We start from the raw sequence: 25,027 nt of genomic DNA, 5'->3' as shown, positions 1-25,027 counted from the left end.
GATTTTGTTTACCCAAAATAATGAGGGGTAAACAGATGATGTTATCGAAAAATATAGTTAGCCTGTTTGCCATTACTATATGTATTAACATTACATCAATACCTTTCGCAAATGCTGACGATGCGCTTTCTTATGCCCAAGCTCGGCAAAGGCTGCGGCTACAATCAGATGCCATTCATGCTTCTAATTATCAAGTAAACAGCGAACGAGAACGCCGCCATTCACTTGATAGTTTAGATTTACCGACGCTTAGTATTTCCGCAGGGGTAATGGCTTACGGATTAAAGCGTGAGTTAAATATTGAGCCATTGCAACAAGTCGCAGGTCAGTTAATTCCAGGGGCAGAACAATATACTCCTAGCTCAGTAGATCTTGATTTTAATTCTGTTAATCCAGCCGCTTCGATTACTTCAAGCTGGTTGCTATATACCGGCGGTCGAAATAACGCTGCACGGCGCTTTGCCGATGCTGGTATTGCTTTAGCAGAAGCTGAACGTACAGGTACTATTGAACATCAAGAAAAATTGCTGGCAACTGTATACTTTGGGCATTTGTTAGCCAAACGTGTGCTGAGGATACGTGAAGATGTTCTCGCAGGAGTAAAGCATCATTTGCATCAGGCAACACGATTTGAAGCCAAGGGAATATTATCCAAAGTTGAACGCTTACATGCACAAGTTGCCTTTGATGAGGCTCGCCGCAACCTAGAACAAGCCCGTGCCGATTATGGTATTGCCAATGTCACTTTACGCCGCCTGTTAAAAAGTGAACAAGCCATCGAGCCACTTACTCAATTGTTTGTGTTAAGTCGTCCACTCGCACCACTTACGGAATTTATTAATGCTGGGTACACAGGCCATAGTCAACTTGCGCTATTGCGGGCAAAACACAAACAAGCTGAGCAAGGAAAAGTGATTGAACAGGCCCGTTGGAAGCCAACAGTTGTTGCATATGGTAGTTATAACTTAGTTCAGGAGGATGCTGATTTTTCCAATCCGTTGCCGTTACTCGAACCAGATTGGGTGGTTGGGGTTAATATCTCTTATCCAATATTTGATCGATATAATCGAAGTCGGCTGGTTAGCGCCGCAGAACAACAGATACAAAGAGTCAGTGCCCTTGAACGAGAAGTGGCTATGGGCATCGCAACCTTTATCGAGAAAAGTTATCGCTCAGTCGAGCGGGCACGAGACCAATTCATGTTGTTAGCATCCAGTATCGAACTGGCACAAGAAACACTCAATTTAAGGGAACGTTTGTTTACAGAAGGCTTGGGCACATCCTTAGATGTTGTAGATGCAAGACTTGCAGTAGCAAGAGCTGAAACTGAACGTGCGGTCGCTGCCTATGATTTTGTATTATCACTGGTCGATTTATTAGAAGCAAGTGGTCAGATAGCAAACTTTACAGATTACGTCGCTAGAGCAGACATTAGGCTGTCAATTGAGGAGAAAGCACAATGAAATATAAGGCCATTTTGACGGTCATGGCCATAGCGGTTGTTGTCGTACTTGGATACGGTATGTCAACAATATCAGCTCCTTTACCTTTGGTTTTTCAAGGACAAGTCGAAGCTAGAGAAGTGGATGTTGCAGCAAAAATAGCAGGCAGAATTAGTCAGGTTTTAGTTCGAGAAGGTGATCATGTTGCCACAGGTGATCTTCTGTTCGAATTAGATAGCCCAGAACTGACAGCTAAAATGACTCAGGCCAACGCCGGACGAGATGCAGCGTTAGCCATCAGTAACAAAGCCAATACAGGTGCAAGGGAAGAAGAAATCCGTATGTTGAAGTATGCGTGGGCAAGGGCAGAGTCAGCAGCAGAGCTTGCGGAAAAAATCTTTGAGCGCTTTGATTCTCTATTCCAGGAGGGCTTAATATCAGAGCAAAAACATGATGAAGCATCAACTAATGCTAGGACTGCCGCAGATGCCGCCTCTGCCACACGTGCACAATACGATATGGCCTTGAATGGAGCTAGAGGAGAAGACAAAGCAGCAGCACTAGCAGTGGTTGCTCAAGCTAAAGGGGTTATTGCTGAAGTTTCAGCATTTACCTCAGAAACACACCTTATTGCACCAATGTCTGGAGAAGTATCACAAGTATTAGTTGATCCAGGTGAATTGGCGCCGACAGGATTTCCTGTGATTACCATAGTTGATCTTTCAGATGCTTGGGTAGTATTGAATGTTCGTGAAGATCATTTGCTAAATTTTAAAATGGGAGCCCAATTAACTGGTTCGGTCCCGGCACTGGGAGACCAGAAAATATCTCTCTCTGTTTATTATATTTCACCACAAGCTGAGTTTGCTACATGGCGTGCTACACGTTATTCGGATGGCTATGACATTAAGACTTTTGAGGTAAAAATGCGACCTGATAAGTTAGTTGATGGACTGCGCCCAGGTATGAGCGTTTTACTTGCAATTAACTAGAAAATAGCAAAGAGGCAATATCAGATGCAAGAACATCCGAAAGATAAACCGGGGTTCATCAGGTCATTAAAACGCGAACTACAATATTATCGAAATAGTGGCAGGGAGTGCCTTCTTGCCGTGATTATTTTAAGCGCCAGTATGATTATTGTTGCTTGGATATTTTCATCTGGCACCTTAACTAATTTACCTATTGCAGTAATAGATAATGACGCTTCCAGTGTTTCTCGTACTTATATACGAATGTTAAATGCGTCACCAGAGATGCACATAGTTGATAAACTTACTTCGACTACTGAAGGTCGTGAACTCCTTGAGCAGGGGTCAATTTATGCTTTAGTGTTAATTCCTGAAGGATTTGGCAAAGACATAAAAAAAGCTAAGCAAACAACAATACTAGCTTGGCACAGTGGTCAATACTTAACAATTTCAGGCACCATCTTAAAAAGCTTGCGCCTGATAACCGCCAGTATGTCTGCTGGTGTAGAAATGACATCACTGGCCAAACGTGGAGCAAGTGGTCTAGCCGCTAGTGTTCAGTTTTCACCATTACAAACTGAACTAAGAACATTGTTTAATCCTTTTCAAAATTACCAATACTTTTTGGTCGCTAGTTTATTACCTGCTATGTTGCAGGTATTCGTTATGGTATGGACCGTATTTGTTATAGGTAAGGAGTTTCGCGACCAAACAAGTGTTGAATGGCTAGCTTCAGGAGGCAGCATTTATTGTACCCTTGCTGCTAAAGTGTTACCCGTGTTTATGTTGGCCTCAATGATTGGTATCGCTTGTTTGATTTGGCTTTTTGGTATTGCCGGTTGGCCAGTGACAGGCAGTTTAACTTTACTTGTAGTCGGCTGGGAATTAATGATCTGTGCTTATATTGTGTTAGGTCTTCTTTTTGTGGCTTTAACTAAGGTACTAGCCACAGCTTTGTCTCTTACAGTGTTTTTTACTGCACCAGCTTTTGCCTATGCAGGTATCACTTTTCCGCAACATTCCATGCCTTTAATGGCTCAATTGTGGACTTATCTATTGCCAATCAAAACTTTGCTGCGTTTGCAAATAGAACAAGCTGAAATAGGTGCGCCGGTTAGTAGTTCGATGGCAGAAATCCTTACTCTGTTGTGCTTTATTTTGTTACCACTTCCATTTGCTATTGGTCGAATCCGCAGGCGTAATGAAACCATCAGGATAGGGGCTAATTGTGGCTAGATTTTGGCGCAGTTATTGGTGCTCCTTAGTGGCGATTATTAAAGATCGTAATGTACTTTTACTCGTTCTTATAGGGCCCATTGTCTATTCAATATATTATCCCTTTCCATACAGCCCTGAAGTAGTGCGTAATATCCCCGTGGCTATTGCTGATCTTGACCACACTAGTTTGAGTCGTGAATTGATACGTTTAGCCAATGCAAGTCCTGATATTAAAGTGACAAGAGTTGTCAATGATACAAGGGAAATAAAACAAGCATTATGGGATGGTGATATACAAGGTGGTTTGATTATTCCAAGGGGGTTTCGCAAAGATTTTCTGCGTGGCACAGTGGCTAAAACCATTGTTTTGGGCAATGGCGCCTACTTTATGTTCAATCGTGGCCAGCTACTTGGTTTTGTTGGAGCTTCTCAAGCTCTATCGGATAAGCTTAAACTTAAGCATGAAATGAAAACCTCTGTTTCATCACAACAGGCAATGGAACGAAGTCGACCTGTTCGTTTAGAGTTACGTGCAGCGTCAAATAAAACCGGGGGTTATTCAACTTATGTCGTGCCGGCGGTGGCCGCCATAGTACTGCAACAAACCTTATTATTAGGTATTTGTATGTTGTTAGGTACATGGAGACAATCTGGCGCGCCATTTAATATGCAATATTGCAGAAATAGATTAGGTTTAGTCTTCGCTGCTGCTACTATTTGCCTACTTAATACACTGTACTACATCGGAATAGTGTACTGGCGTGAAGATTATCCGCATCTTGGTCAACTGCCAGATTTGTTAACTGTCGTTTTGATATTTTCTCTAACCGCTGCTGCATGGTCAGTGGTCATTGGTTCTTGGTTCCGTTATCGAGAGCAAGCAGTTATCCATTTGATACCCACTTCTATCCCTATTATTTTTCTAGCGGGCTTTGCTTGGCCGGTGGAGTCAATCCCCGAACCTTTAGTTGCACTCAGCTTTTTAGTACCAAGCACAGCTAGTGTTCAAGCTCTACTAAATGTTGATCAGATGGGCGCTTCATTGGTGCAAGTTTTACCTGAGGTTATTAGTCTTTTGTTGTTACTGATAGCAATGTTGATCATGATTATGTTAAGAAAAAACTGGCCGCTACCCTTTAAGAAGTAGCGCCCAAATTAGCAATTTTTGTGGGGATATTTAGATATGAATAAACTTTGGTTTTATCTCTGGTTAAATAAAGATGACAGATTATTCTATTTTATTAATTTCTTTATACAGCATATTGATCATCGCTAATATTTTAAAATGATGGGTTTTCACTGCATGGTGAAATTTAGCGTGTTGTTTATGAATTTGTTGTTCTTTTTTATGCATGGCTATTTCTTTTTCGTCTGCAAGCTTAAAAGTTTTACTACTTGGATCTTGTTCAACATTTGCCATTGTTTTTTCATGTTCGTGATCTTTGTTAGCATGAGCTTCAATAACCTGTGCATGCTCAGCCAATGATGCAGAATGTTGTTGCAGTGCTTTTTCTATTGCTGAGAGTTTACTAAGAGCTTTGTTATGATCTTTTTTCCATAACTCGATTTCATCAAGCCATAAAGCATGTTCAGAACCCCATTGTTTATGTTCTTGATGCATAGACACATGGTCATCGGTAATGACTGCTTGGCTGTTCTGCTTTAGGTTATGTGTGAATTCATATAATTCCGCTGTAGTGGAATTAGCCACACTTTTTAATTTGTCCCATAACGAATTGTTAACATAGGCTAAATCAAACTCTATTTGTGCTTTATAAGCATCACTCACATTATCTACTGCATCACTCCATAACTGTAAATTTTCTTTGAGATTTTTGCTCGCTTGCAGGATTTTTTCTTTGCTAATATCTTTGGTTTCTGACAATTTTTCTTCTGCCGCTAAAAAAGCCTGTTGTAATGTTTTTCCTTCTTTCACCACAAATTGTTCAACATGATCAACCATTGCTTGATAGCTTTCTTGTAATTCTTTTACTTGCTGTTTCGTATTCATGGGAATATCCCTAAAAAGTTAGATGATGTAAAAGTATAGTTACTCAGAATTTTATCTAATACTATTCGGTGTTTTACCTACCCAAATGTGGAAAGTACGTAGACTTTAAAGGTGATGGCACCAGCAACTTGAATCCACAGTATTACGTTTCTGGTTGCAGTGTATAAATTAGCTAAATTAAATCTACGAAAAAAGCAGCCGACTGGCTGCTTTACTTATTCATAGTCATGCTTAATTAAAAATATTTATCTATTTATTTTATGACAATTAGCACATGCTCCAGCCACTTTCCCGGCAAAGTAGTAACGTGGCTGTTCAAAGGATGCGGCTACTCTCGCTTCATCGATTTGGGCTACAAAAACTTGCATATAGTCTTCCATAAAAGGATGGTTAGCGCCGCTATTCCCAGATTTTAAGTTTGTAGCAATGCGTTCCATATTCTTAAGTGCACTCAGAACTTGTGTTCTTTGTTGTTCAACTTCAATTGGACTTTGTTGCAAAGGCTTAAGTAGAGCTTTATCAAGACCCCCCATTTGGATGGCTAACTCATGCATGTCAGAGCGCAAATCTTTACGCTCTGTGTATTTAAAATTAGCAGGGTAGGTGACTTTGCGAAGAGCTGGAGTATTTTGGCTGGTACATCCTAATAATACTATCGAGCTTATTATTGTGATAAAAATGACTTTACTAGATATTGTCATGCTCAGTTACCTCCCTCAGGGGTTTATTAGACAGTTAGCTTATAGTTTTTGTTCTGTTGTTTTAATAATGCTTAATAATTCATCTTTAAGGTGTAACCGCTTTTTCTTAAGTGATTCAATAAAATCATCTTCAACAGGAGAATTACTTGTTTCAATGTTATGTACTTCATGTTCTAACTCATGATAACTATCAAACAATTTAGTAAAATGGGCATCATGCATTTTAAGATGGCGAATTGTATGATGATGCTCAGGAAAGTCTTTTAATAGAGAGTGTTTTTCTATTTGCATAAATATTACCTTTTAATGGTTGATTTAACTTTATATGTTAAAAGTTATTGGCATAACTTGACGATGACATCTTGCACAGAACCCTGTGGTGTTCCTATTAAATGTGCAAAGAATAGGTAACTAACTGTGGATCATCAGGATCTGCTTTAGTTGTCATTCCAAGCTCCTTAGCTAATTTACGAATTGCCGTATTTTCAGAAAACTCATAAAAATACAGTTTATGTAGACCATTATTTTTTGCATATTCTAATAATGGTTTCATTAGCAATATTTCAATTTCTTTATGCTGCCATTGGTCTGCTACGGTTATTGCCATTTCACTTTCGGTTTCACTCGTACCACACGCGTAGCGACTCACGCCAATTTGTATTTCACCATTCGAGCCTTTTATTGTCGCGATAAAAGCCATAGAGTGTTTTCCATCAATATCACAAAGTTGTTTTAACATTGCCGGAGAAACGTCTCTTATGCCTTCCATAAATCGAAAATATTTAGTGATAGGCGACAAGTTATGAAAAAAATCTTCTTCTAACTTGATATCGGCAGGACTGAATGGCCTGATAGTAATCTCGGTACCGTCGATAATATGGTGTGAATGTGGAACCGTATCTATTGCTAACATAAATTTCTCATATTTATTGATGTATTAATTTAAGTATAAAATGATTTAATAACGAGTATGTTGAGCTAGATCAATAAATAGTTAATTACATGGATTTTAATGTAACTACGGGTTTACCACATTTGTATACGAGGAACCTCCAATAGAGTAAGTGCAAAGTCATAGATAAGCTGTATTCCTAACATACAATCAAGTAAAACAGCTGGCTGCAAATTTGCTTCTGGTTGCTTTCAGTTTTTCGTTTGGAGCAAGTTATAATGTCTACAGTTTCCTTAGTTCATTCACATCCTTGCAAAACATGCCATATTTCAGATGTATGTCTTGGCTCTAATTTGCAGCAATCTAATTGCCGATTAACTAACGCCCATCGAATTTATCATAGAAAAAACACATTATTTTCAGCTGGTGATGAATTTTTAGGTATCTATGTTATCCGTTCTGGATCAGCCAAAGCTTTAGCGCCCAGTCAAAGTGGTGATGAGCATATTTCAAAATTTCATTTTGCTGGGGAAATTATGGGACTAGATGGTTTTGCAAATGGTCACCACAGTAAAAGCATTGAGTTCTTAGAAACCAGTAGCATTTGTTTTATTAGTGTCAATGAAATTAATATATTACTGAAAAATTCAGATGATTTTAATCAAAGATTATTGAAAGTTATGAGCAGCGAGTTGATTGCAAATAGTGCAATGTCAATTTGTTACAGTGTATATACAAGAGAGCAACGACTAGCCAAGTTCCTGCTCGATTTATCAACAAACTTTATTGATAGAGGGCAATCAGGTTCAGAATTTTTACTCAGTATGACACGCACCGATATAGCGAATTATTTGGGAATGGCCATAGAAACTGTCTGTAGGGTTTTGGGGAAATTTCAAGAAAAGGGCATTATTGACATTAATCAGCGAATGATCACTATTAACCAAGTATCTGCTTTAACTAATTGTTTATACGGTACTGATTATTTACACAGTCCAGAGGTCAACAACAGTAAACTTGACCTTTATCGAGCCTCAGCTTAGCTATTTAACCTGAATACTGGATAAGCCGAACCTCTCGGTAACGCTCTTTTTGTGCCTAGCGGCGTTGGATTGTCTAGCAATAACACGTTATTACGTACGACAATCCGCCTTGCTATACACAAAAATTTCGTCACCGAGTGAGCTTTTAGGTTGAGAAATTTGAGTAAATATTGGTAAGTTATTGAATTACCAGGATAATACTTAAGTTGAACGATACTTCTTATCCAGAACTCAGGTTAGTTAATAACAGTAAAATGACCTGTAACAAAGATTGTTATGCATGCCATTAAACAGTTGAAGAGATCAGTCTACAATGACTCCACAAAATAATAAGCTTCTTAATGCTTTATCCACCGATGCACAACAACGCATATTTTCGCACCTTAAATTAGTGGATTTACCACGGGGAAAGGTGATCTTTGAAGCGAACGAAAAATTGCAATATGTATACTTTCCTATCAATAGTATTGTTTCCTTATTATATGTAATGGAGGATGGTTCATCAGCTGATGTTTCTATTATTGGCAACGAAGGAATGGTAGGCATAGCTGTTTTTATGGGAGGAGAAAGTACACCTAGGCGAGCAGTAGTGCAAAGTGCAGGGCAGGCATATCGGTTATCCGCAACTGAGCTACAAAACGAATTCTTAAATCACCCCGACATCCGCTTATTATTGTTACGTTACACTCAGTCTTTATTTGCCCAAGTAGCGCAAACTGCGGTCTGTAACCGTCACCATAGTATTGGCCAACAACTATGTCGCTGGTTACTTCTGTCTCTAGATCGTATACCCGGTAACGATTTAACTATGACTCAAGAACTGATTGCCAATATGCTAGGCGTCAGACGAGAAGGCGTCACAGAAGCGGCAGTTAAACTTCAAAAGGCAGGTATCATCCATTATAAACGCGGTCATATTAGTATAATCGACCGCTCACGCTTAGAAACTCAATCATGTGAATGCTATAAAGTTGTCAAAAATGAAACAGAGCGTTTACGCTAACATCAGCTAAATTATAGCCTGTTCGTTACAACAAAAATGTTTCATCACAGACTTTTCCTGCAAAGTAATATTGTAAATTCCTTAGTGTGGTATCGGCAATTTGCACTAGTGACTCAGATGTAAAAAAACCTTGATGAGAGGTGATTAATACATTTGGAAAAGTAGCGAGTCTTTGATAAGTGTCTAAGGGGATTTTTTCACAAATAAGGTCATTATTAGCTAATTCAGACTCCATTTCATATACGTCGATCCCAAGATAACCAATTTTTTTACTCTTCAGTCCGGAAATAATAGCTTGAGTGTTAATCAGACCACCGCGAGACGTATTGATTATCATCACTTTGTCTTTCATATTTTGTATTGCTTCATGATCAAGCATATGTTGTGAATCTTCAGTCAGTGGGCAGTGTAAGCTGATCACATCAGACTCTTTTATCAACTCTTGTAGGCTCACATAGTTATGCCCAAGTGCAGTCACATCTGCTGACTGTACTGGGTCGTAACACAAAATTTTACAACCAAAACCTGATAGAATTTTCACCAGAGTTAGGCCGATGGCTCCTGTTCCTACAACACCAACTGTTTTATTACGTAAATTAAATCCCAATAAACCTTCAATTCCAAAGTTATTGTCCAGTACTCTGTTGCCAGCTTTTAATAGTTTTCTATTTAATGCCAATATGATTGCGAGTGTATGTTCAGCCACTGATTCTGCAGAGTAATTAGGAACACGTGATACACCAATGCCTAATTTATGTGCCTGTTTAAGATCAATGTTATTAAAGCCCGAACACCTTAATGCAACATGATGTATATCAAAGGATTTCAATGCCCTGAGAACCGAAGAATCAACCAAATCATCAACACAAACAGATACAGCATCAAAGTACCTTGCAAGTTCTACGGTTTCTTTATTAAGAGCAATATCCAAAAAACCTAAGTCAAATCCTAAATTCCTATTTCGAGCACTGAAAAATTCTCGGTCATATGATTTACTGCTAAATACTCCGACTTTCATATTGCAATCCTCAGTTTAATTAATCTAAAAACTTAATTGATACTCAATAGTTAATTTACTCTTTATAGCTAAAATAAGTTTGATACAGGTCAAACTAATGATTTTAGATTGCTTTATTAATGACCTGAAATTAGTCACAAAATTCGACAATGATTGTTTTTACTTAAAATTTGATCCTTATCAATAAATACCACGCCATTTGTCTACTTAGTCAAACTTTTCAATTATGTTAATACTCAGTCTACAAACAAGGGTAAGAGTTCAACATGAAAATGTTAATAGTGTTTACTTGCATTATTTTGATTTCTGTTCTGGGTGCTTGTCGTTATAGCCCAGATTCGCCAATAGGTTTCAGTTTACCAAAAGGTGACTTATTGCAGGGTGAAAAGGTGTTTATTCATTATCAATGCCAAGCTTGCCATGTTTTAGACGGCTACGAAGATAAGGCATTAGTCAAAGAATTTGATACACCAATTCCTTTAGGAGGCACCACAAGTACAATTAAAACGTATGCTCAATTAGTTACTTCAGTTATCAATCCTTCTCATAAGTTAGCTCATAGAAATAACTCAATTAAAGAAAAATTAACTAACGATGATGGGCGTTCAAAAATGCGGGTTTTTAATGACGTAATGACAGTGCAGGAACTTATTGATTTAGTCACATTTTTACAACCTAAATACCAAGTTAAACCTGTTAATTACACAACATATGGTGTGTATAGAATGTTGTGATTAGGCTCTCAAGTAAACATTAAAATGATCGTGCAGAACAAAAAGATAAACTAACTTGCGTATTTCTGCCGGCCTTTATTTCAGATGTTGAATTGGTAAATATCAATAAACAATCTTCCATTACTTTATTAATGGTCATCTAATATGGATAAATAATATGGACAAACATTTCCCCAGCCATTCTGCGTTAGTGAATAAAGTGCCAACTGAATTAGATGGTTTTGAAACATTGGCTGAGCTCGCGTTAGATCTCCGTTGGTCATGGAATCATGCAGCAGACAATATTTGGCGGCAACTTGACCCTGAACTTTGGGCACTGACTCATAATCCTTGGGGTCTATTACAAACTGTATCTCGTGACCAAATTAGCAAGGTATTAGCAGATCCTATATTTCGTAGCCAACTTGATGAATTGATTCAAACCAAACGTGAAGCTGCAAAAAGACCTGGCTGGTTTCAACAAAACCATAATAATTCTGAGTTAACTACAGTCGCGTATTTTAGTATGGAGTTTATGCTTAGTGATTCTTTACCCATCTACTCTGGAGGACTTGGCAATGTGGCTGGTGACCAACTCAAAGCCGCAAGTGATTTAGGCGCACCAGTGATAGGCATAGGGCTTTTATATCAGCAAGGCTATTTTCGTCAGTTGATCGATAACGATGGCACTCAGCAAGCTGTTTATCCCTACAATGACCCAGGACAATTACCCATCTCACCTTTGCGTTACCCGAATGGAGAATGGTTACGTATTAAGCTAGACCTACCAGGACATCCCATTTGGTTACGAGCATGGCAGGTTCAGGTTGGTCGCGTGAAATTGTACCTGTTAGATAGTAATGATTCGGCCAATTATCCACCTTTTCGGGCTATTACCAGTGAACTATATGGCGGTACAAATGAAATGCGCCTAACCCAAGAACTAGTGCTTGGGATCGGCGGATGGCGTTTGTTAAGTGCACTAGGTATTGAGCCAGAAGTTTGTCATTTGAATGAAGGACATGCCTCTTTTGCTATTCTGGAGCGAGCTCGAGAGTATATGGTAAAAAATACACTACCTTTTGCCACTGCACTTGCTGCCACACGAGCCGGTAATGTCTTTACCACTCATACCGCAGTAGAGGCGGGTTTTGACCGTTATTCACCGGCTTTAATTGAACAGTGGTTGGGTGATTATGCAAATACCCAGTTGGGTATTTCAACAACAGAATTATTAGCGCTAGGACGAGAAAATCCTAGCGACTCAGCCGAAGCTTTTAACATGGCTTATTTGGCGATAAGAGGTAGCGGGGCGATTAATGGGGTAAGTGCATTACATGGCAAAGTCAGTCGACAGTTATTTTCTCGACTATTTCCTCGATGGCCAATAGATGAAGTTCCAATAGAGCATGTTACGAATGGCGTGCATACACCCAGTTGGGATTCTGCCGGTGCCGATAAATTATGGACAAAAGCATGTGGCAAAGATCGTTGGTTAGGTACGATTGATAATCTAGGAAAATCAATTAGATCTGTATCAAATGCAGAACTTTGGCATTTTCGTAGCGCGGCTAGCCAAACTTTTGTTACTTATATCCGAGAACATCTTGGACGGCAACTAGCCGCATCAGGTGCAACAGACGAATATGCGGCCGAAGCGGAACATTTATTTAACCCTAAAATTTTAACCTTAGGTTTTGCAAGGCGATTTGCAACCTACAAACGACCGAATTTATTATTACATGACCCTGCTCGTTTATTGCGGTTATTAACTAATCCAGAACGCCCAGTACAGCTGATTTTAGCAGGTAAGGCACATCCAGCAGATTTGGCTGGGCAGGCATTGATAAAACAATGGGTACAGTTTATACGTCAACCCCAAGTACGCCAGCATGTGATTTTTCTTAACGATTACAACATGTTATTAAGTGAACAAATGGTTGCTGGTGTCGATGTGTGGCTTAATACCCCGCAGCGCCCTTGGGAAGCAAGTGGAACCAGCGGCATGAAAGTATTAGTCAACGGTGGCCTTAACTTGTCCGAACTAGACGGTTGGTGGGCTGAAGCTTATCGACCAGATATTGGTTGGGCGCTAGGTGACGGAGAAGAACACGGCGATGATCCAACTTGGGATGCCAAAGAAGCTGAAGAGCTTTATGATTTACTCGAACAAGAAGTCATTCCTGAATTTTATGACCGAGATATTAACGGTATTCCAATTAATTGGACCACACGTATGCGCCAAAGTATGGCAAGACTCACTCCTCAATATTCCACCAATCGAGTAGTACGTGAATACACAGAACAACGTTATATTCCTGCAGCAAAGACCTTTAGAGCTCGAACAGCCAATAAAGGGAAGTTGGCAACACAAATAGCTAGTTGGCAGCAAAACATTGCATATAAATGGCCCGGATTGAGAGTAGATGGCATTACTGCAAGACAAGAAGGCGAACAATACTTATTTGCCGCAAACCTATTACTAAATGGCCTAACACCAGAGGATGTGAAAGTTGAACTGTATGCAAATATTTTAGGCAGTTCCGATGTATTACGATACACAATGCAATGTATCAAAACTCCTGATGATCCTATGTGTGCTTTTTTGTACCGCAGGACTATTCCTGCACGCCAAGCAATAACCGAATATACACTGCGAATAATTCCTTTAAATAACCAAATCTCATCTCCTTTAGAACTAAATTACATTATGTGGGAGCATTAATATTGTAAAGTTATTAAGCTATATTATATTAAACCGTATTCTTGATGTTATCTGATTGTACATTTACAGATTCTCATGGGACGTTATATAAATAAAAAATGTCTAAGCAATAAAAAAGGTGAGCAGAATATGAAAGTCACTAGCAAGGCACCTAAAAATAAACATCTGGCATTTGGGGGGGCCCGTTCTGTAGTGAATAGCGTAATACCAGAACATAAATCGTCATTGGATGTCTCTAGGTTAAGTTTAGCCGATAAAAACAATCACCGTACTACACCGGGGGAATTACCAGGTATTGAACATATCGCAGCGACCCTAGTACCGCCTAAACCCGGAACTGTGATTATCACTTATATCGATTATTCAGCCACAAGAGTTGAAACAGGAGAGGTGACTAATCTCGATGAATTTCTCGAAAAGCCACTTCCAGAGTGGGTTTCGGTCAGATGGTTAAATATCAGCAAAACGGATCCTTATGTCATTAACTTATTTCAACATCATTTTGCTTTTCATACCTTAATTGCTGAAGACGTTCTACATATTCCCCAGAGACCCCGCATAGAATTTTTCGATGACCATCTATTTGTTGTATTACGTATGCTTAAACTTGTCACTCCGCAAGATGATGAAACGTTAGACAACCCGCAACTTGATATAGAACAAGTCAGTTTATTTTTATATGACAAAGTACTTATTACCTTTCAAGAAAGTCCAGGAGATGTATGGCAACCTATTCGCAATCGGTTACAAACCGAGAATAGACGGATTCGTAAAAAAGATTCTGGTTATTTGCTATATGCTTTGCTGGATGCCTTAGTTGATAACTGCTTTCCAGTGTTAGAGCAGTATGGAGACATACTAGAAGAGCTGGAACTAATTACATTAGAAAATCCGTCACCAGCAGTGTTACATCGGATTCATACCATGAAACGTGAACTGGCAATGTTGCGACGAATTGTTTGGCCGACTAGAGAGGTTATCGATCAGTTATATCGAGAGGAGGGCGGCAGGATAGAAGATACAACACGGCCGTACCTACGAGATGTTTACGAACATACTATTCAGATTGTTGAAATAATTGAGTCACATCGGGAGATGGCCAGCGGCCTTACTGACCTATACATGTCAGCAGTCTCAAATCGTATGAACGAAATCATGAAAGTGCTCACCATCATGGCGTCGGTATTTATTCCACTCACTTTTATAACCGGCGTGTACGGCATGAATTTCCAGTTTATGCCTGAATTAAGTTGGACTTGGGCTTATCCAGCCGTTTGGGGATCTTTCATCATACTCATTGCTGGCATGTTACTTTATTTTAAGTATAAGGGCTGGTTTGCAAATAATTAATGGCTAACAACATTTTGCGGATAAATTGTCTGCATATTTTTGTTTGTGTCATCAGTTAAATATAATAAATCACGGTAACTTAATAATTAGATTGTGAACTTATACAGGTTAAATAATTAATGCAGAGAAATAATGAAAACTAATAATACTGAACTGAATCAACATACTATCGCAGCCTTTGCCGCCTTAAAAACCGCTATAGCAAATAGTGAAGAACAACTGGTCAAAGAATTACTGGACAAGCAACCAATGCAAGATATTGAAAAAAGTTATCTCATTGACCTCGCTAAATTAAATAACAACCACACAATCATAGCCATGCTTGAAGGTATTGATGTTAAAAAGTAGGTTTAATCGTAAGCGTCCGGTGATCCCACCTAGTTGTTATTGGTATTCCATGGTAATAGGTTTTCGATGTCGTAATCCGGTTGGCTGATATGCTCTAACAGATGATTTAGGTAATCGAAGGGCGTGAGGCCGTTGGCTTTGGCAGTTTCGATAATTGAGTAGAGAACTGCGCTGGCCTTTGCGCCCTTGGCTGTTTGACTAAACAACCAGTTTTTTCTGCCTATCACGAAGGTCTTTATGGCTCGCTCAGCACGGTTGTTATCGATGCTTAATCTGCCATCTTTGCGGTAAACGGTTAATTTTTCCCATTGATTTAAGCAGTAGGTAATTGCTTCGCCCAGTTTAGTTTTGGGCAGTACTTGTTGTTCTGACTTTATCAGCCATTGTTCAAATTGCTTAAGTAACGGTAGGCTTTTTTCTTGCCGTGTTTGGTAGCGTTCATCAATAGACTTGTCTTTTATACTGGTTTCAATTCGATACAGCTTTTGAATGTGATTCAGGGCCCAGTCGGCTTTGCCGCTTGGCTTCTTGCCTTGCGCAGTTTTGGCTTCTACGAATTTACGTCTCGCATGAGCCCAACAGCCTGCAAGTGTGGCTTGGGTTTTATGATAACCCGCATAACCATCTACTTGCAGATAGCCTGAGTACGCCCCTAAAAAGTCTACTGCGCATTGGCCACTTCGGCTGTTATGGTAATCAAACAGCACGATATTGGGTATGTCTGCATTGACTAATTTTCCTTCTGGCGAGTCGGCGCCTGTGGCATATAACCACATATAACTGGTCGCTTTGTCTTCGTTTACCACTTTTAACGTGGTTTCATCGGCCTGAATAACAGATTGCTGTAATAAGGTTTGCCTGAGCTTGTCATACAGTACTTGCAGGATGTCAGCACTTTTTATCACCCAATCGGCCATGGTTTTACGGCTTAGTTCAATCCCGTATTGTTTGAACATGGCTTCTTGGCGATACAGTGGCAAACCATATTGATATTTACTGCTGATGATTTGGGACAGTAAACTTGGAGTAGCGTAGCCTTTAGGGATAACAGAATTCGGTACCAGGGCTTGTTTGATGTGATTGCTTATCCCATCTTTTCACAGGCCCTGCAGCTATATTTGGGACGGATATGTTCAATCACTTTGACTTGGGCTGGGATGAATTCCAACTTTTCACTTTTATCTTCGCTTATCTTGTGTAATTCACCATGACAACAAGCGCAGACTTTATCTTCATCAGCAATATCGTGCACTACAACTTCACGAGGTAAGTTGTTTGGTAACGGTTTACGCTTAGGTTTATTGCGGGCGTAGCTGATGTTTTCTTGCTCTGGCTCAACTTCGGATTGTTCAACCAGCTCTTCCGCTTCATTAAACAATTCACCTTGACCAGGATAGCCTTCGCTACTGGCACCAAACTGTTTTTGTTGAGCCAAGCGGAACTGCTCTTCTAAGAACTGGTTACGGGCAACAACTTCAGACAACAGCTTTTTGAGTGCTGCTGGATCATCTGGGAGAGAGGTGATATCAATAGGCATACCGTTATTATCTCTCAATAACCCATTGATAACCTTAATTTATTTAGACCAATTCGTGATCGTTAATCGCTGCTTATGATCTGCGGTTATAAGCCAGAGGCACGGTATTGCAATGGCTGATGACCCATCACATCAAAGCCAGATAATAGCCAGTGAAGTTGCTGTTCGCTTAAATGCATATGGCTCAGTTCCATATCGTTAGGCCACTTGAACTTATGTTTCTCCAAGCGTTTGTACCATAATGCAAAGCCGGTTTTATCCCAGTACAAACACTTCAATTTATCTCGCTTCTTGTTACAAAACAGAAACAAAGCACCGGTAAACGCATTCATCTTCAACTCATTTTCTACCATCACCAATAAACCATTGATGGATTTACGAAAATCGATGGGCGATAAGTGTAAATATATGTCATCTGGCTCAACGAACATTTTCATGATTGCAACGCCTTGACGAAATTTGCTAACCAAGCAGGCTCGCAAGTTGAGGAAAAAGATAAAGACACCTCACCAAAGGTGAGCAAAATTGTAGACTGAACCTTAGTATCAACAGTGGGCTTACTGACCTTTAGAAATTTTGGCTCACGATTTTGTTGTTGTAATTGCCCACGAAATTTATAAAAACTCGATGTGCTAAGCCTGTGCTCTCGACAGAAATCAATAATGGCTAAGCCACTTGATTGTTGTTGGGAAATCAACTCTCGCCACTCATCTAGTGTTCTATGCTTCATAATACCTCTCCTTAATAATGGGAAGGTATTTTCAAATTAACAAACCTTAATGACTAGGTGTGGTTTACCGGACGCTTACGTTTAATCGATTGTAAAGTATTGGTATATAAAGAACAGGCCCAAATACAGCCTGTTCTGTTCTGAATAAAACTTGAGATATGGTTAGTTTGCAGCCGCTAAATTACGCAATACATAATGCAATATGCCGCCATTTTGGTAATAACTAAATTCATTCGGCGTATCAATACGGATTTTCGTTTCAAATGAATGTTCACTACCATCTTTTGCTATCACCGACACTTTTACCGTTTTCTGTTTGGCACTCACTGCAGCTATATTAAATAGTTCTTCACCGGTCAAATTTAACGAATCGGCACTTTCACCTGGCATAAACTGTAATGGCAAAATTCCCATACCCACTAAGTTAGAACGATGGATACGTTCATAACTTTGCGCAATGACTGCTTTAACACCCAATAATGCTGGCCCTTTAGCGGCCCAATCCCGTGAGCTTCCAGTACCATATTCTTTGCCTGCTAATACAATTGAGGCAATATTCTGTTGTTGATACTGCATCGCGGCATCAAATACACTGACGGTTTCACCCGATGGCATCATTCTAGTCCAACATCCTTCGGTACCAGGCGCTAACAAATTACGTAAACGTACATTGGCAAAGGTACCGCGCATCATGACTTCGTGATTACCACGCCGAGAGCCATAAGAATTAAAATCTTTGGCTGCTACCCCTTCACTTTTTAAATAGTCCGCAGCTGGACTATCAAGAGCAATGGACCCAGCTGGCGAGATATGATCTGTGGTGACACTATCACCTAGCTTTAACAAACATCGAGCATTTTCAATATTGCTTATTTGCGGTACGTTTGCAGTAATTTTGTCGAAAAATGGTGGTAATTTTACGTAAGTAGAATCAGGCCAATCATACTTTTGACTTTGTACAACGTCCATTTCCTGCCATTCTTTATTACCACTATAAACATCAGCATAACGTGACGTGAACATAGAGCTGTTGATAACGTTGCAGATTACTTGTTTAATTTCTTGTGTATCGGGCCAGATCTCATGAAGATAAACGGGTTTACCTGCAGCATCATTACCTAAAGGCTCAGTCGTAATATCTATCTTCATATTACCCGCTAATGCATAAGCAACCACTAAAGGAGGGGAAGCTAAATAATTAGCCTGTACTTCTGGGTGAATACGTCCTTCGAAATTACGATTACCTGATAAAACTGAAGTAACAGACAACTCACCTTGATGAATTGCTTGGCTGATTTCGTTAGCCAAAGGACCTGAATTTCCAATGCAGGTAGTACAACCGTATCCAACTAATTGAAAACCAAGTGCATCCAAATCTTCATTTAGCCCAGACTTTTGCAAATAATCAGTGACCACTTGAGAGCCAGGTGCCAAACTGGTTTTTACCCAAGGTTTAACATTTAAACCTCGCTGACGAGCATTTCTCGCTAACAATCCTGCTGCAATTAATACAGAAGGGTTTGAAGTATTAGTACAACTGGTAATTGCGGCAATAACAACGGAACCATGTTTGAGTAAAAATTCTTTCCCGTTATACTCACAAGGTACACCTGAATCACCATGACTAGTAGGTATCAAAGGCGACGAATGCCCGCCCTCACTTTCAAAACCATTTTGTTCTTGATTTGAAAGATCTTGTTGTGAACCACCTTGTTTAACACCGGCCTGTAAACTTAACCAGTCCCGATAGGCGCTACCGGCTTGGTCCAGTGAAATACGATCTTGTGGTCTTTTAGGGCCAGCAATAGAAGGCACAACTGTTTCAAGTTGTAATGATAAGCGACTGTGATAAACCGCATTTTGTTGCGACTCAGTTCCCCACATATCCATCGCTTTTAAATAGACTTGAATACGCTCAATATGTTCGCTGTCTCGTCCGGTTAGTTTTAGATAATCAATTGTTTGATGATCAATAGGAAAAATTCCACAGGTCGCACCATACTCGGGAGCCATATTGGCGATAGTTGCTCTGTCAGCTAAAGTTAATTCGTTTAACCCTGTACCGAAAAACTCGACAAATTTACCTACCACACCAGCGGCCCGCAACTGTTCAGTGACAGTTAAAACCAAGTCAGTGGCAGTAGTACCGGCAGGTAACTTACCAGTTAACTCAAAGCCGACAATTTCTGGTAATAACATAGTCACCGGTTGACCTAGCATCGCTGCTTCAGCTTCTATACCGCCAACTCCCCAACCCAAAACGCCTAAGCCATTAATCATGGTGGTATGTGAATCGGTACCCACTAAGGTATCTGGGTAAAGTAGGTTGTTTTCGTCTGTTTTGTTAAACACCACTCGGGCTAAGTATTCGAGATTTACTTGATGCACTATGCCGCGACCCGGTGGCACCACTTTAAAGTTATCGAAACTTTGCTGCCCCCAGCGTAAAAATTGATAACGTTCATGATTACGTTGAAACTCTATGGCTGTATTTTGTTCCATGGCACTGGCTTGACCGAATACGTCTACCATCACAGAATGGTCAATCACTAATTCTACCGGATTCATTGGGTTGATTTTTTCTGCTGCGCCGCCCATTTTAACAATGGCATCACGCATAGCCGCCAAATCAACTACAGCCGGTACACCTGTAAAATCTTGTAAAATGACCCGGGAAGGCACAAACGCAATTTCGGTGTCTTGCCAGTTATCAACATCCCATTTAGCTAAGGTTTCAATGTCTTCTTGCTGAACAAAATCAGAGTCGGCATGACGTAATAAATTTTCCAACAGAATTTTGGCAGCAAAAGGTAAACGTGAAAGGTCGTACTTATCTGCTAAGCCATCAAAACTATAATAGTTGCAGAGGTCACCATTTATTTTAAGTTGTTGCAAAGACTGTATTGATTTGGTCATTAGTACTTTTCTCCATTAACAAGGTATCTATATGTAGCATGGTAAGTTTTGTGTCTGTATATACACTAGCATAGCAAATGTTAAATTTATGGAGCGATCCTTAAAAAATTATTGAATCGGCTACAGCCGCTAGGCTTATAAAATTAAACTAGGTAAAAATTTTAATTTGTTCTGTTCGACAACGCACATAAAGCCTACAGTCTTAGGAGTATAATATTTAATAATGATCAGAATTTTTTATCGTAAACAAGCATTATTCAATTAATAGAAGGTATCGAGATGTCAAACACTTACATTCGCTGGTTCGAAGAAGTCGGTATGGACGATGTATCTGAAGTGGGAGGCAAGAATGCTTCGCTAGGTGAAATGTATCAACAACTCACAGCCCAGGGAGTTCGAGTACCCAATGGTTTTGCTGTTACCGCCGAGGCCTATCGTACAGTACTAGATGCCAACAATGCATGGCCACTGCTGCATGAAGCGCTTGACGGGCTTAATCCTGATAATGTTAAGGATTTACAGACTCGCGGTGCCAAGGCAAGGGCAATTGTGGCGGCCTGTAAATTGCCCCAAGATCTGCAAAATCAGATTGTCGGCCACTACACTCAACTTAAAGAGCAGTATGGCGATGATGTATCGTTGGCGGTAAGATCATCAGCCACAGCAGAAGATTCTCCGGAAGCCTCGTTTGCAGGGCAAAATGATACTTATCTAAATATCAGTAGTGACCAAGCGTTGCTTGATGCTTATCGTCGCTGTTTGGTGTCTAATTTCACCGACCGCTCTATTCACTATAAATTTGATAATCACTTCGACTACTTTAAAGTGGATTTATGTGTGGTCATCATGAAAATGGTACGCAGCGATATTGGCGCCAGCGGCGTAATGTTTTCACTCGATACTGAGACCGGTTTTAAGGACGTAGTGTTTATCAACTCCGCCTTAGGTTTGGGCGAAAACATAGTGCAAGGCACCATAGACCCAGATAGTTTCTATGTGCATAAGCCCACTTTTGAAAAAGGATTTAGGACAGTACTGAAACGACGCTTGGGCAAAAAAGAACAAAAGATGATTTTTACCGACACCCTGAATACCGACAGCATTGCCGTTGAATACACCGGCAACATAGACACCACAGAAGCCGAACAGCAGCACTTTTCTATTACAGATGAAGATGTAATGGTTCTCGCTGATTACGCGATTAAGGTTGAAAATCACTATTCTAAACAGCAAGGTCAACACAAACCCATGGACATGGAGTGGGCTAAAGACGGGCTTGATGGCCATATTTACATGGTACAAGCCAGGCCTGAAACAGTTGAATCACAAAAATCAGGCAATGTGTTGAAGATTTATCACCTTAACAGTCGCTCAACTGTTTTGGCCAAAGGGCAGGCGGTGGGTACCCGTATTGGTGCGGGGAAAGTGCGAGTCATTAATGATGTTAAAAATTTAGCTGAATTCCAACCTGGTGAAGTATTAGTTACCGAGACAACAACCCCCGATTGGGAACCTGTAATGAAAACCGCGTCGGCTATAGTAACCAACCATGGAGGACGCACTTGTCATGCGGCGATTGTTTCTCGGGAACTGGGTATTCCAGCCATAGTCGGAACCGACAATGGAGCAGATATACTGACTAACGGTACAGAAATAACAGTGAGCTGTGCTGAGGGAGAAATTGGTAATGTGTATGAAGGCTTGCTTAAGTTCAATATTGAAGAAACAGATTTGAGTCACTTGCCAGCAACAAAAACCAAAATCATGATGAATTTGGCGAATCCCGATCAAGCCTTTGGCCTTGCGTCACTACCAGTAGATGGTATAGGTTTGGCCCGTATGGAATTCATTATCAATGAATACATCAAAGCCCATCCAATGGCCCTTGTGCATCCCGAAAAGTTAGATGACCAAACACGTTTATCGATAGCCAATATCAGTATGGCTTTCACAGATCCCGTTGATTTTTTTGTGAAAACTCTATCAGAAGGAGTGGCCACCATTGCCGCCGCTGTATACCCCAAACCCTGTGTTGTTCGTATGAGTGACTTTAAGAGTAATGAATACGCTTCTTTATTAGGTGGCAAACCATTTGAGCCGATTGAGTCTAACCCTATGATCGGCTTTCGTGGAGCTGCGCGCTATAGTCATCCAGCCTACGCAGAAGGTTTTGCATTAGAGTGTAAAGCAATGAAACGGGTGCGGGATGAAATGGGCTTTGATAACGTGATTCTGATGATCCCCTTTTGCCGTCGTATTAGCGAAGGTGAAAAGGTGTTAATGACGATGGCGAAAAACGGTCTTAAACGTGGTGATAACGGCTTACAAATATATGTAATGTGCGAAATACCTAATAACGTTATCTTGATAGACGAATTTTCCAAGTTATTTGATGGTTTTTCCATTGGCTCTAATGATTTGACCCAACTAACCTTAGGTGTAGATCGTGATTCTGAAATCGTCGCTTTTGATTTTGATGAGCGTGATGAAGGAGTCAAACAAATGATAAAACTCGCGGTCGATGGTGCACGGCGCAATCAAAAACATTCAGGAATTTGTGGGCAAGGCCCCTCAGATTACCCAGAAATTGCAGAGTTTTTGGTAAAGATTGGCATTGATTCAATTAGCCTGACCGCGGATACTGTTTTGAAAACGATTAAACATGTTGTCGAACTTGAAAAACAGATAAAAGCCAATCAAAAATGAAAAAAACACCCGTGCTACTGATCATATTAGACGGATTTGCTGTTAATCCGAGTCGAGCTCATAACGCTTGGGCACTGGCAAAAACGCCTCATCTTGATCATTACTTTTCTACTTGGCCACATACAGTATTGCAAGCATCGGGTGAAGCTGTTGGCTTACCCGATGGTCAGTTTGGTAATTCCGAAGTCGGTCATTTAACCTTGGGGGCGGGCAGAGTATTAATGCAAGAGCTTCCTCGTATTTCACAAGCCATAACTAATGATAAGCTGGCAACCAATAAAAATTGGCAAACACTCGTTGGCCGCTCACCACGCTTGCACTTAGTGGGTCTTATTTCAGATGGCGGTGTTCACGCTCATATTGACCATTTGTGTGGACTGCTAGCCCTGGTAGTCAAGGCGGGTGTGGAGCCTGTCATACACATGATAAGTGACGGACGCGATACCCCGCCGCGTTCTGCACTACAATACTTACAGCAAATAGAAGACCAACTTCAACAACTAGGTTGCGGTAAAGTTGCTACGATAAGCGGTCGCTATTTTGCCATGGATCGCACCAATAAATGGCAACGAACCCAGCAAGCCTGGGCAGCTATTGTTAAGGGGCAGGGGCTACATGCTGAGACCGCGAGTTACGCCATAGAATCGGCCTATGAGCGGGGTGAAAATGATGAGTTTATTCAAGCCACCATAATAGGTGACTACGAGGGCATTGCCGCTGATGAAACGGTGTTGATGTTTAATTTTCGTAGTGACCGTATCCGTCAGTTAGCTGCCGCTATTGGTTTAGAAGCTTTTTCGGAGTTTGATCGTGCCAATGTCAGTGCTCGTGATTTAACTTGCATGACAGAATACGACTCACAGTTTCCGTTTCCGGTCTTATTTAAACCACAGTTACCCGAACAAGTACTGGCCCAAGTTATCAGTGACGCTGGGCTACACCAGTTTCATTGCGCCGAAACCGAGAAATATGCCCACGTCACTTACTTTTTTAATGGCGGTATTGAAGCCCCCTTTGCAGGTGAAAGCCGTGAAATCATTGCCTCTCCTAAGGTTGCTACTTATGATTTAAAACCTGAAATGAGTGCGCCAGAGGTGGCTGACAGTGTTATTAACGCCATTGAAAGAGAGTCTTTTCAATTTGTTTTAGTGAACTTTGCCAACACTGATATGGTAGGCCACACTGCTGTACGTGAAGCGGTTATCAGTGCTGTCGAAACGGTCGATCTGCAAAGTTCTAGAATCATACAAAGTGCCCTACAAAGAGGCTGGCGAATCATGCTCACTGCCGACCATGGTAATTGCGATGAAATGGTTGATCCTCAAACAGGTCAGCCTCACACCCAACATACCAGTTACCCCGTACCTTGTTTGTTAATTGGCGAAAAAAATATACGTTTGGGCATTGGTCGTAGTCTTGCTGATGTAGCGCCAACAATTCTTGAATTACTCGACTTACCCCAACCAGCAGTTATGACTGGCCGCAGCTTGGTATTGCGCTAAGCAAGGAAGCCAATATCGGCCTTAACAACGTTCGGCAATAATAATGTTTGCCATGGGAAACTTGTAATGAATTATTATAACTATTAAAAGACCCGATCAACTAGCGAAGACAAGGCTATACTGCAGGCTGCAAGTAAAAATATACTATTGGGCCATTGCAACGAAAAATGTATATTGAGCCCATTAACAGTTAATCTCTGT

20 protein-coding genes and 1 pseudogene are annotated in these 25,027 nt (G+C 40.5%); 12 read left to right on the top strand and 9 right to left on the bottom strand.

Features of this window, described 5'->3' with window-relative positions:
- The first annotated feature begins 35 nt into the window (after positions 1-35).
- From GQR87_RS10770 to GQR87_RS10755, 4 genes are read left to right on the top strand one after another with little or no spacing between them, the layout of a single operon-like run.
- Positions 36-1,463, top strand: a complete 1,428-nt coding sequence (locus GQR87_RS10770; RefSeq protein WP_158969199.1) for a TolC family protein — start codon at positions 36-38, stop codon at positions 1,461-1,463.
- The gene (locus tag GQR87_RS10765; protein WP_158969197.1) at positions 1,460-2,434 is read left to right on the top strand and encodes an HlyD family secretion protein; all 975 of its coding nucleotides are present in this window, start codon (positions 1,460-1,462) and stop codon (positions 2,432-2,434) included. Before GQR87_RS10770 ends, GQR87_RS10765 begins: the two co-directional genes overlap by 4 nt.
- A gap of 24 nt (positions 2,435-2,458) precedes the next feature.
- Positions 2,459-3,649 carry an ABC transporter permease gene (locus tag GQR87_RS10760; RefSeq protein WP_158969195.1) on the top strand — a complete coding sequence of 397 codons (1,191 nt, stop codon included), beginning with the start codon at positions 2,459-2,461 and terminating at the stop codon, positions 3,647-3,649.
- Positions 3,642-4,778 (top strand): ABC transporter permease, encoded by a 1,137-nt coding sequence (locus GQR87_RS10755; RefSeq protein ID WP_158969193.1) that lies wholly within the window; start codon positions 3,642-3,644, stop codon positions 4,776-4,778. The genes GQR87_RS10760 and GQR87_RS10755 overlap by 8 nt, the downstream gene beginning before the upstream one ends.
- Positions 4,779-4,859: 81 nt before the next feature.
- Here the strand turns inward: GQR87_RS10755 and GQR87_RS10750 are convergent, their stop codons facing one another.
- From GQR87_RS10750 to GQR87_RS10735, 4 genes are all read right to left on the bottom strand, one after another.
- The gene (locus GQR87_RS10750; RefSeq protein ID WP_158969191.1) at positions 4,860-5,642 is read right to left on the bottom strand and encodes a hypothetical protein; all 783 of its coding nucleotides are present in this window, start codon (positions 5,640-5,642) and stop codon (positions 4,860-4,862) included.
- 245 nt (positions 5,643-5,887) lie between these two features.
- Positions 5,888-6,343 (bottom strand): hypothetical protein, encoded by a 456-nt coding sequence (locus GQR87_RS10745; RefSeq protein WP_158969189.1) that lies wholly within the window; start codon positions 6,341-6,343, stop codon positions 5,888-5,890.
- Between the two features lie 39 nt (positions 6,344-6,382).
- On the bottom strand, positions 6,383-6,634 hold the full coding sequence (locus GQR87_RS10740; protein WP_158969187.1) for a YdcH family protein: 252 nt from the start codon (positions 6,632-6,634) through the stop codon (positions 6,383-6,385).
- Positions 6,635-6,731: 97 nt separating this feature from the next.
- Complete coding sequence (locus tag GQR87_RS10735) at positions 6,732-7,256, bottom strand: GNAT family N-acetyltransferase (RefSeq protein ID WP_158969185.1); 525 nt, start codon at positions 7,254-7,256, stop codon at positions 6,732-6,734.
- A 257-nt stretch (positions 7,257-7,513) separates the two neighbouring features.
- Here GQR87_RS10735 and GQR87_RS10730 point away from each other — a divergent pair, with 257 nt between their 5' ends.
- Together GQR87_RS10730 and GQR87_RS10725 are read left to right on the top strand one after the other, a co-directional pair.
- A complete protein-coding gene (locus tag GQR87_RS10730; protein WP_158969183.1) occupies positions 7,514-8,278 on the top strand; it encodes a helix-turn-helix domain-containing protein in 765 nt (254 codons plus the stop codon).
- 313 nt (positions 8,279-8,591) lie between these two features.
- Positions 8,592-9,281: a Crp/Fnr family transcriptional regulator gene (locus GQR87_RS10725; protein ID WP_158969181.1), complete on the top strand. Its 690-nt coding sequence runs from the start codon at positions 8,592-8,594 to the stop codon at positions 9,279-9,281.
- Between the two features lie 25 nt (positions 9,282-9,306).
- On the opposite strand, the gene GQR87_RS10720 is transcribed toward GQR87_RS10725, so the two are convergent.
- On the bottom strand, positions 9,307-10,299 hold the full coding sequence (locus GQR87_RS10720) for a 2-hydroxyacid dehydrogenase (RefSeq protein ID WP_158969179.1): 993 nt from the start codon (positions 10,297-10,299) through the stop codon (positions 9,307-9,309).
- 266 nt (positions 10,300-10,565) lie between these two features.
- On the opposite strand from GQR87_RS10720, the gene GQR87_RS10715 reads away from it, so the two are divergent.
- The 4 genes from GQR87_RS10715 (at position 10,566) to GQR87_RS10700 (ending at position 15,435) form a co-directional block, all read left to right on the top strand.
- Positions 10,566-11,033, top strand: coding sequence for a c-type cytochrome (locus GQR87_RS10715; RefSeq protein ID WP_158969177.1), 468 nt, complete (start codon positions 10,566-10,568; stop codon positions 11,031-11,033).
- A 157-nt stretch (positions 11,034-11,190) separates the two neighbouring features.
- Entirely contained in the window at positions 11,191-13,737 is a 2,547-nt protein-coding gene (glgP, locus tag GQR87_RS10710; protein ID WP_158969175.1) for an alpha-glucan family phosphorylase, read from the top strand.
- A 129-nt stretch (positions 13,738-13,866) separates the two neighbouring features.
- Positions 13,867-15,087: a magnesium/cobalt transporter CorA gene (corA, locus tag GQR87_RS10705; protein ID WP_158969173.1), complete on the top strand. Its 1,221-nt coding sequence runs from the start codon at positions 13,867-13,869 to the stop codon at positions 15,085-15,087.
- Positions 15,088-15,219: 132 nt separating this feature from the next.
- Complete coding sequence (locus GQR87_RS10700; RefSeq protein ID WP_158969171.1) at positions 15,220-15,435, top strand: hypothetical protein; 216 nt, start codon at positions 15,220-15,222, stop codon at positions 15,433-15,435.
- 29 nt (positions 15,436-15,464) lie between these two features.
- Here the strand turns inward: GQR87_RS10700 and GQR87_RS10695 are convergent.
- The 4 genes and pseudogenes from GQR87_RS10695 to acnA all read right to left on the bottom strand — a co-directional run bounded on the left by GQR87_RS10695 (position 15,465) and on the right by acnA (position 20,618).
- Positions 15,465-16,972, bottom strand: a pseudogene (locus tag GQR87_RS10695) (IS66 family transposase).
- Between the two features lie 86 nt (positions 16,973-17,058).
- Positions 17,059-17,409: an IS66 family insertion sequence element accessory protein TnpB gene (gene tnpB / locus GQR87_RS10690; protein ID WP_158966421.1), complete on the bottom strand. Its 351-nt coding sequence runs from the start codon at positions 17,407-17,409 to the stop codon at positions 17,059-17,061.
- Positions 17,406-17,702 (bottom strand): hypothetical protein, encoded by a 297-nt coding sequence (locus GQR87_RS10685; RefSeq protein ID WP_158966092.1) that lies wholly within the window; start codon positions 17,700-17,702, stop codon positions 17,406-17,408. The genes tnpB and GQR87_RS10685 overlap by 4 nt, the downstream gene beginning before the upstream one ends.
- A 162-nt stretch (positions 17,703-17,864) precedes the next feature.
- The gene (acnA, locus tag GQR87_RS10680) at positions 17,865-20,618 is read right to left on the bottom strand and encodes an aconitate hydratase AcnA (RefSeq protein WP_158969169.1); all 2,754 of its coding nucleotides are present in this window, start codon (positions 20,616-20,618) and stop codon (positions 17,865-17,867) included.
- Positions 20,619-20,897: 279 nt separating this feature from the next.
- Here acnA and ppsA point away from each other — a divergent pair, with 279 nt between their 5' ends.
- Together ppsA and gpmI are read left to right on the top strand one after the other, a co-directional pair.
- A complete protein-coding gene (ppsA, locus tag GQR87_RS10675) occupies positions 20,898-23,324 on the top strand; it encodes a phosphoenolpyruvate synthase (protein WP_158969167.1) in 2,427 nt (808 codons plus the stop codon).
- Positions 23,321-24,826 carry a 2,3-bisphosphoglycerate-independent phosphoglycerate mutase gene (gpmI, locus tag GQR87_RS10670; RefSeq protein WP_158969165.1) on the top strand — a complete coding sequence of 502 codons (1,506 nt, stop codon included), beginning with the start codon at positions 23,321-23,323 and terminating at the stop codon, positions 24,824-24,826. Before ppsA ends, gpmI begins: the two co-directional genes overlap by 4 nt.
- Positions 24,827-25,027 lie beyond the last annotated feature (201 nt).

It is taken from the genome of Paraglaciecola sp. L3A3 (assembly GCF_009796765.1).
Lineage (GTDB): Bacteria > Pseudomonadota > Gammaproteobacteria > Enterobacterales > Alteromonadaceae > Paraglaciecola.
Note: the sequence above shows the minus strand (reverse complement) of the source record. Positions and strands in the feature narration are given on the sequence as shown.

Bases quoted from the DNA above. Each gene is read 5' to 3' on its own strand.
- GQR87_RS10770 (WP_158969199.1), top strand. From the start codon at position 36: ATGATGTTATCGAAAAATATAGTTAGCCTGTTTGCCATTACTATATGT.
- GQR87_RS10765 (WP_158969197.1), top strand. From the start codon at position 1,460: ATGAAATATAAGGCCATTTTGACGGTCATGGCCATAGCGGTTGTTGTC.
- GQR87_RS10760 (WP_158969195.1), top strand. From the start codon at position 2,459: ATGCAAGAACATCCGAAAGATAAACCGGGGTTCATCAGGTCATTAAAA.
- GQR87_RS10750 (WP_158969191.1), bottom strand. From the start codon at position 5,642: ATGAATACGAAACAGCAAGTAAAAGAATTACAAGAAAGCTATCAAGCA.
- GQR87_RS10745 (WP_158969189.1), bottom strand. From the start codon at position 6,343: ATGACAATATCTAGTAAAGTCATTTTTATCACAATAATAAGCTCGATA.
- GQR87_RS10740 (WP_158969187.1), bottom strand. From the start codon at position 6,634: ATGCAAATAGAAAAACACTCTCTATTAAAAGACTTTCCTGAGCATCAT.
- GQR87_RS10735 (WP_158969185.1), bottom strand. From the start codon at position 7,256: ATGTTAGCAATAGATACGGTTCCACATTCACACCATATTATCGACGGT.
- GQR87_RS10730 (WP_158969183.1), top strand. From the start codon at position 7,514: ATGTCTACAGTTTCCTTAGTTCATTCACATCCTTGCAAAACATGCCAT.
- GQR87_RS10725 (WP_158969181.1), top strand. From the start codon at position 8,592: ATGACTCCACAAAATAATAAGCTTCTTAATGCTTTATCCACCGATGCA.
- GQR87_RS10720 (WP_158969179.1), bottom strand. From the start codon at position 10,299: ATGAAAGTCGGAGTATTTAGCAGTAAATCATATGACCGAGAATTTTTC.
- GQR87_RS10715 (WP_158969177.1), top strand. From the start codon at position 10,566: ATGAAAATGTTAATAGTGTTTACTTGCATTATTTTGATTTCTGTTCTG.
- glgP (WP_158969175.1), top strand. From the start codon at position 11,191: ATGGACAAACATTTCCCCAGCCATTCTGCGTTAGTGAATAAAGTGCCA.
- corA (WP_158969173.1), top strand. From the start codon at position 13,867: ATGAAAGTCACTAGCAAGGCACCTAAAAATAAACATCTGGCATTTGGG.
- GQR87_RS10700 (WP_158969171.1), top strand. From the start codon at position 15,220: ATGAAAACTAATAATACTGAACTGAATCAACATACTATCGCAGCCTTT.
- tnpB (WP_158966421.1), bottom strand. From the start codon at position 17,409: ATGAAAATGTTCGTTGAGCCAGATGACATATATTTACACTTATCGCCC.
- GQR87_RS10685 (WP_158966092.1), bottom strand. From the start codon at position 17,702: ATGAAGCATAGAACACTAGATGAGTGGCGAGAGTTGATTTCCCAACAA.
- acnA (WP_158969169.1), bottom strand. From the start codon at position 20,618: ATGACCAAATCAATACAGTCTTTGCAACAACTTAAAATAAATGGTGAC.
- ppsA (WP_158969167.1), top strand. From the start codon at position 20,898: ATGTCAAACACTTACATTCGCTGGTTCGAAGAAGTCGGTATGGACGAT.
- gpmI (WP_158969165.1), top strand. From the start codon at position 23,321: ATGAAAAAAACACCCGTGCTACTGATCATATTAGACGGATTTGCTGTT.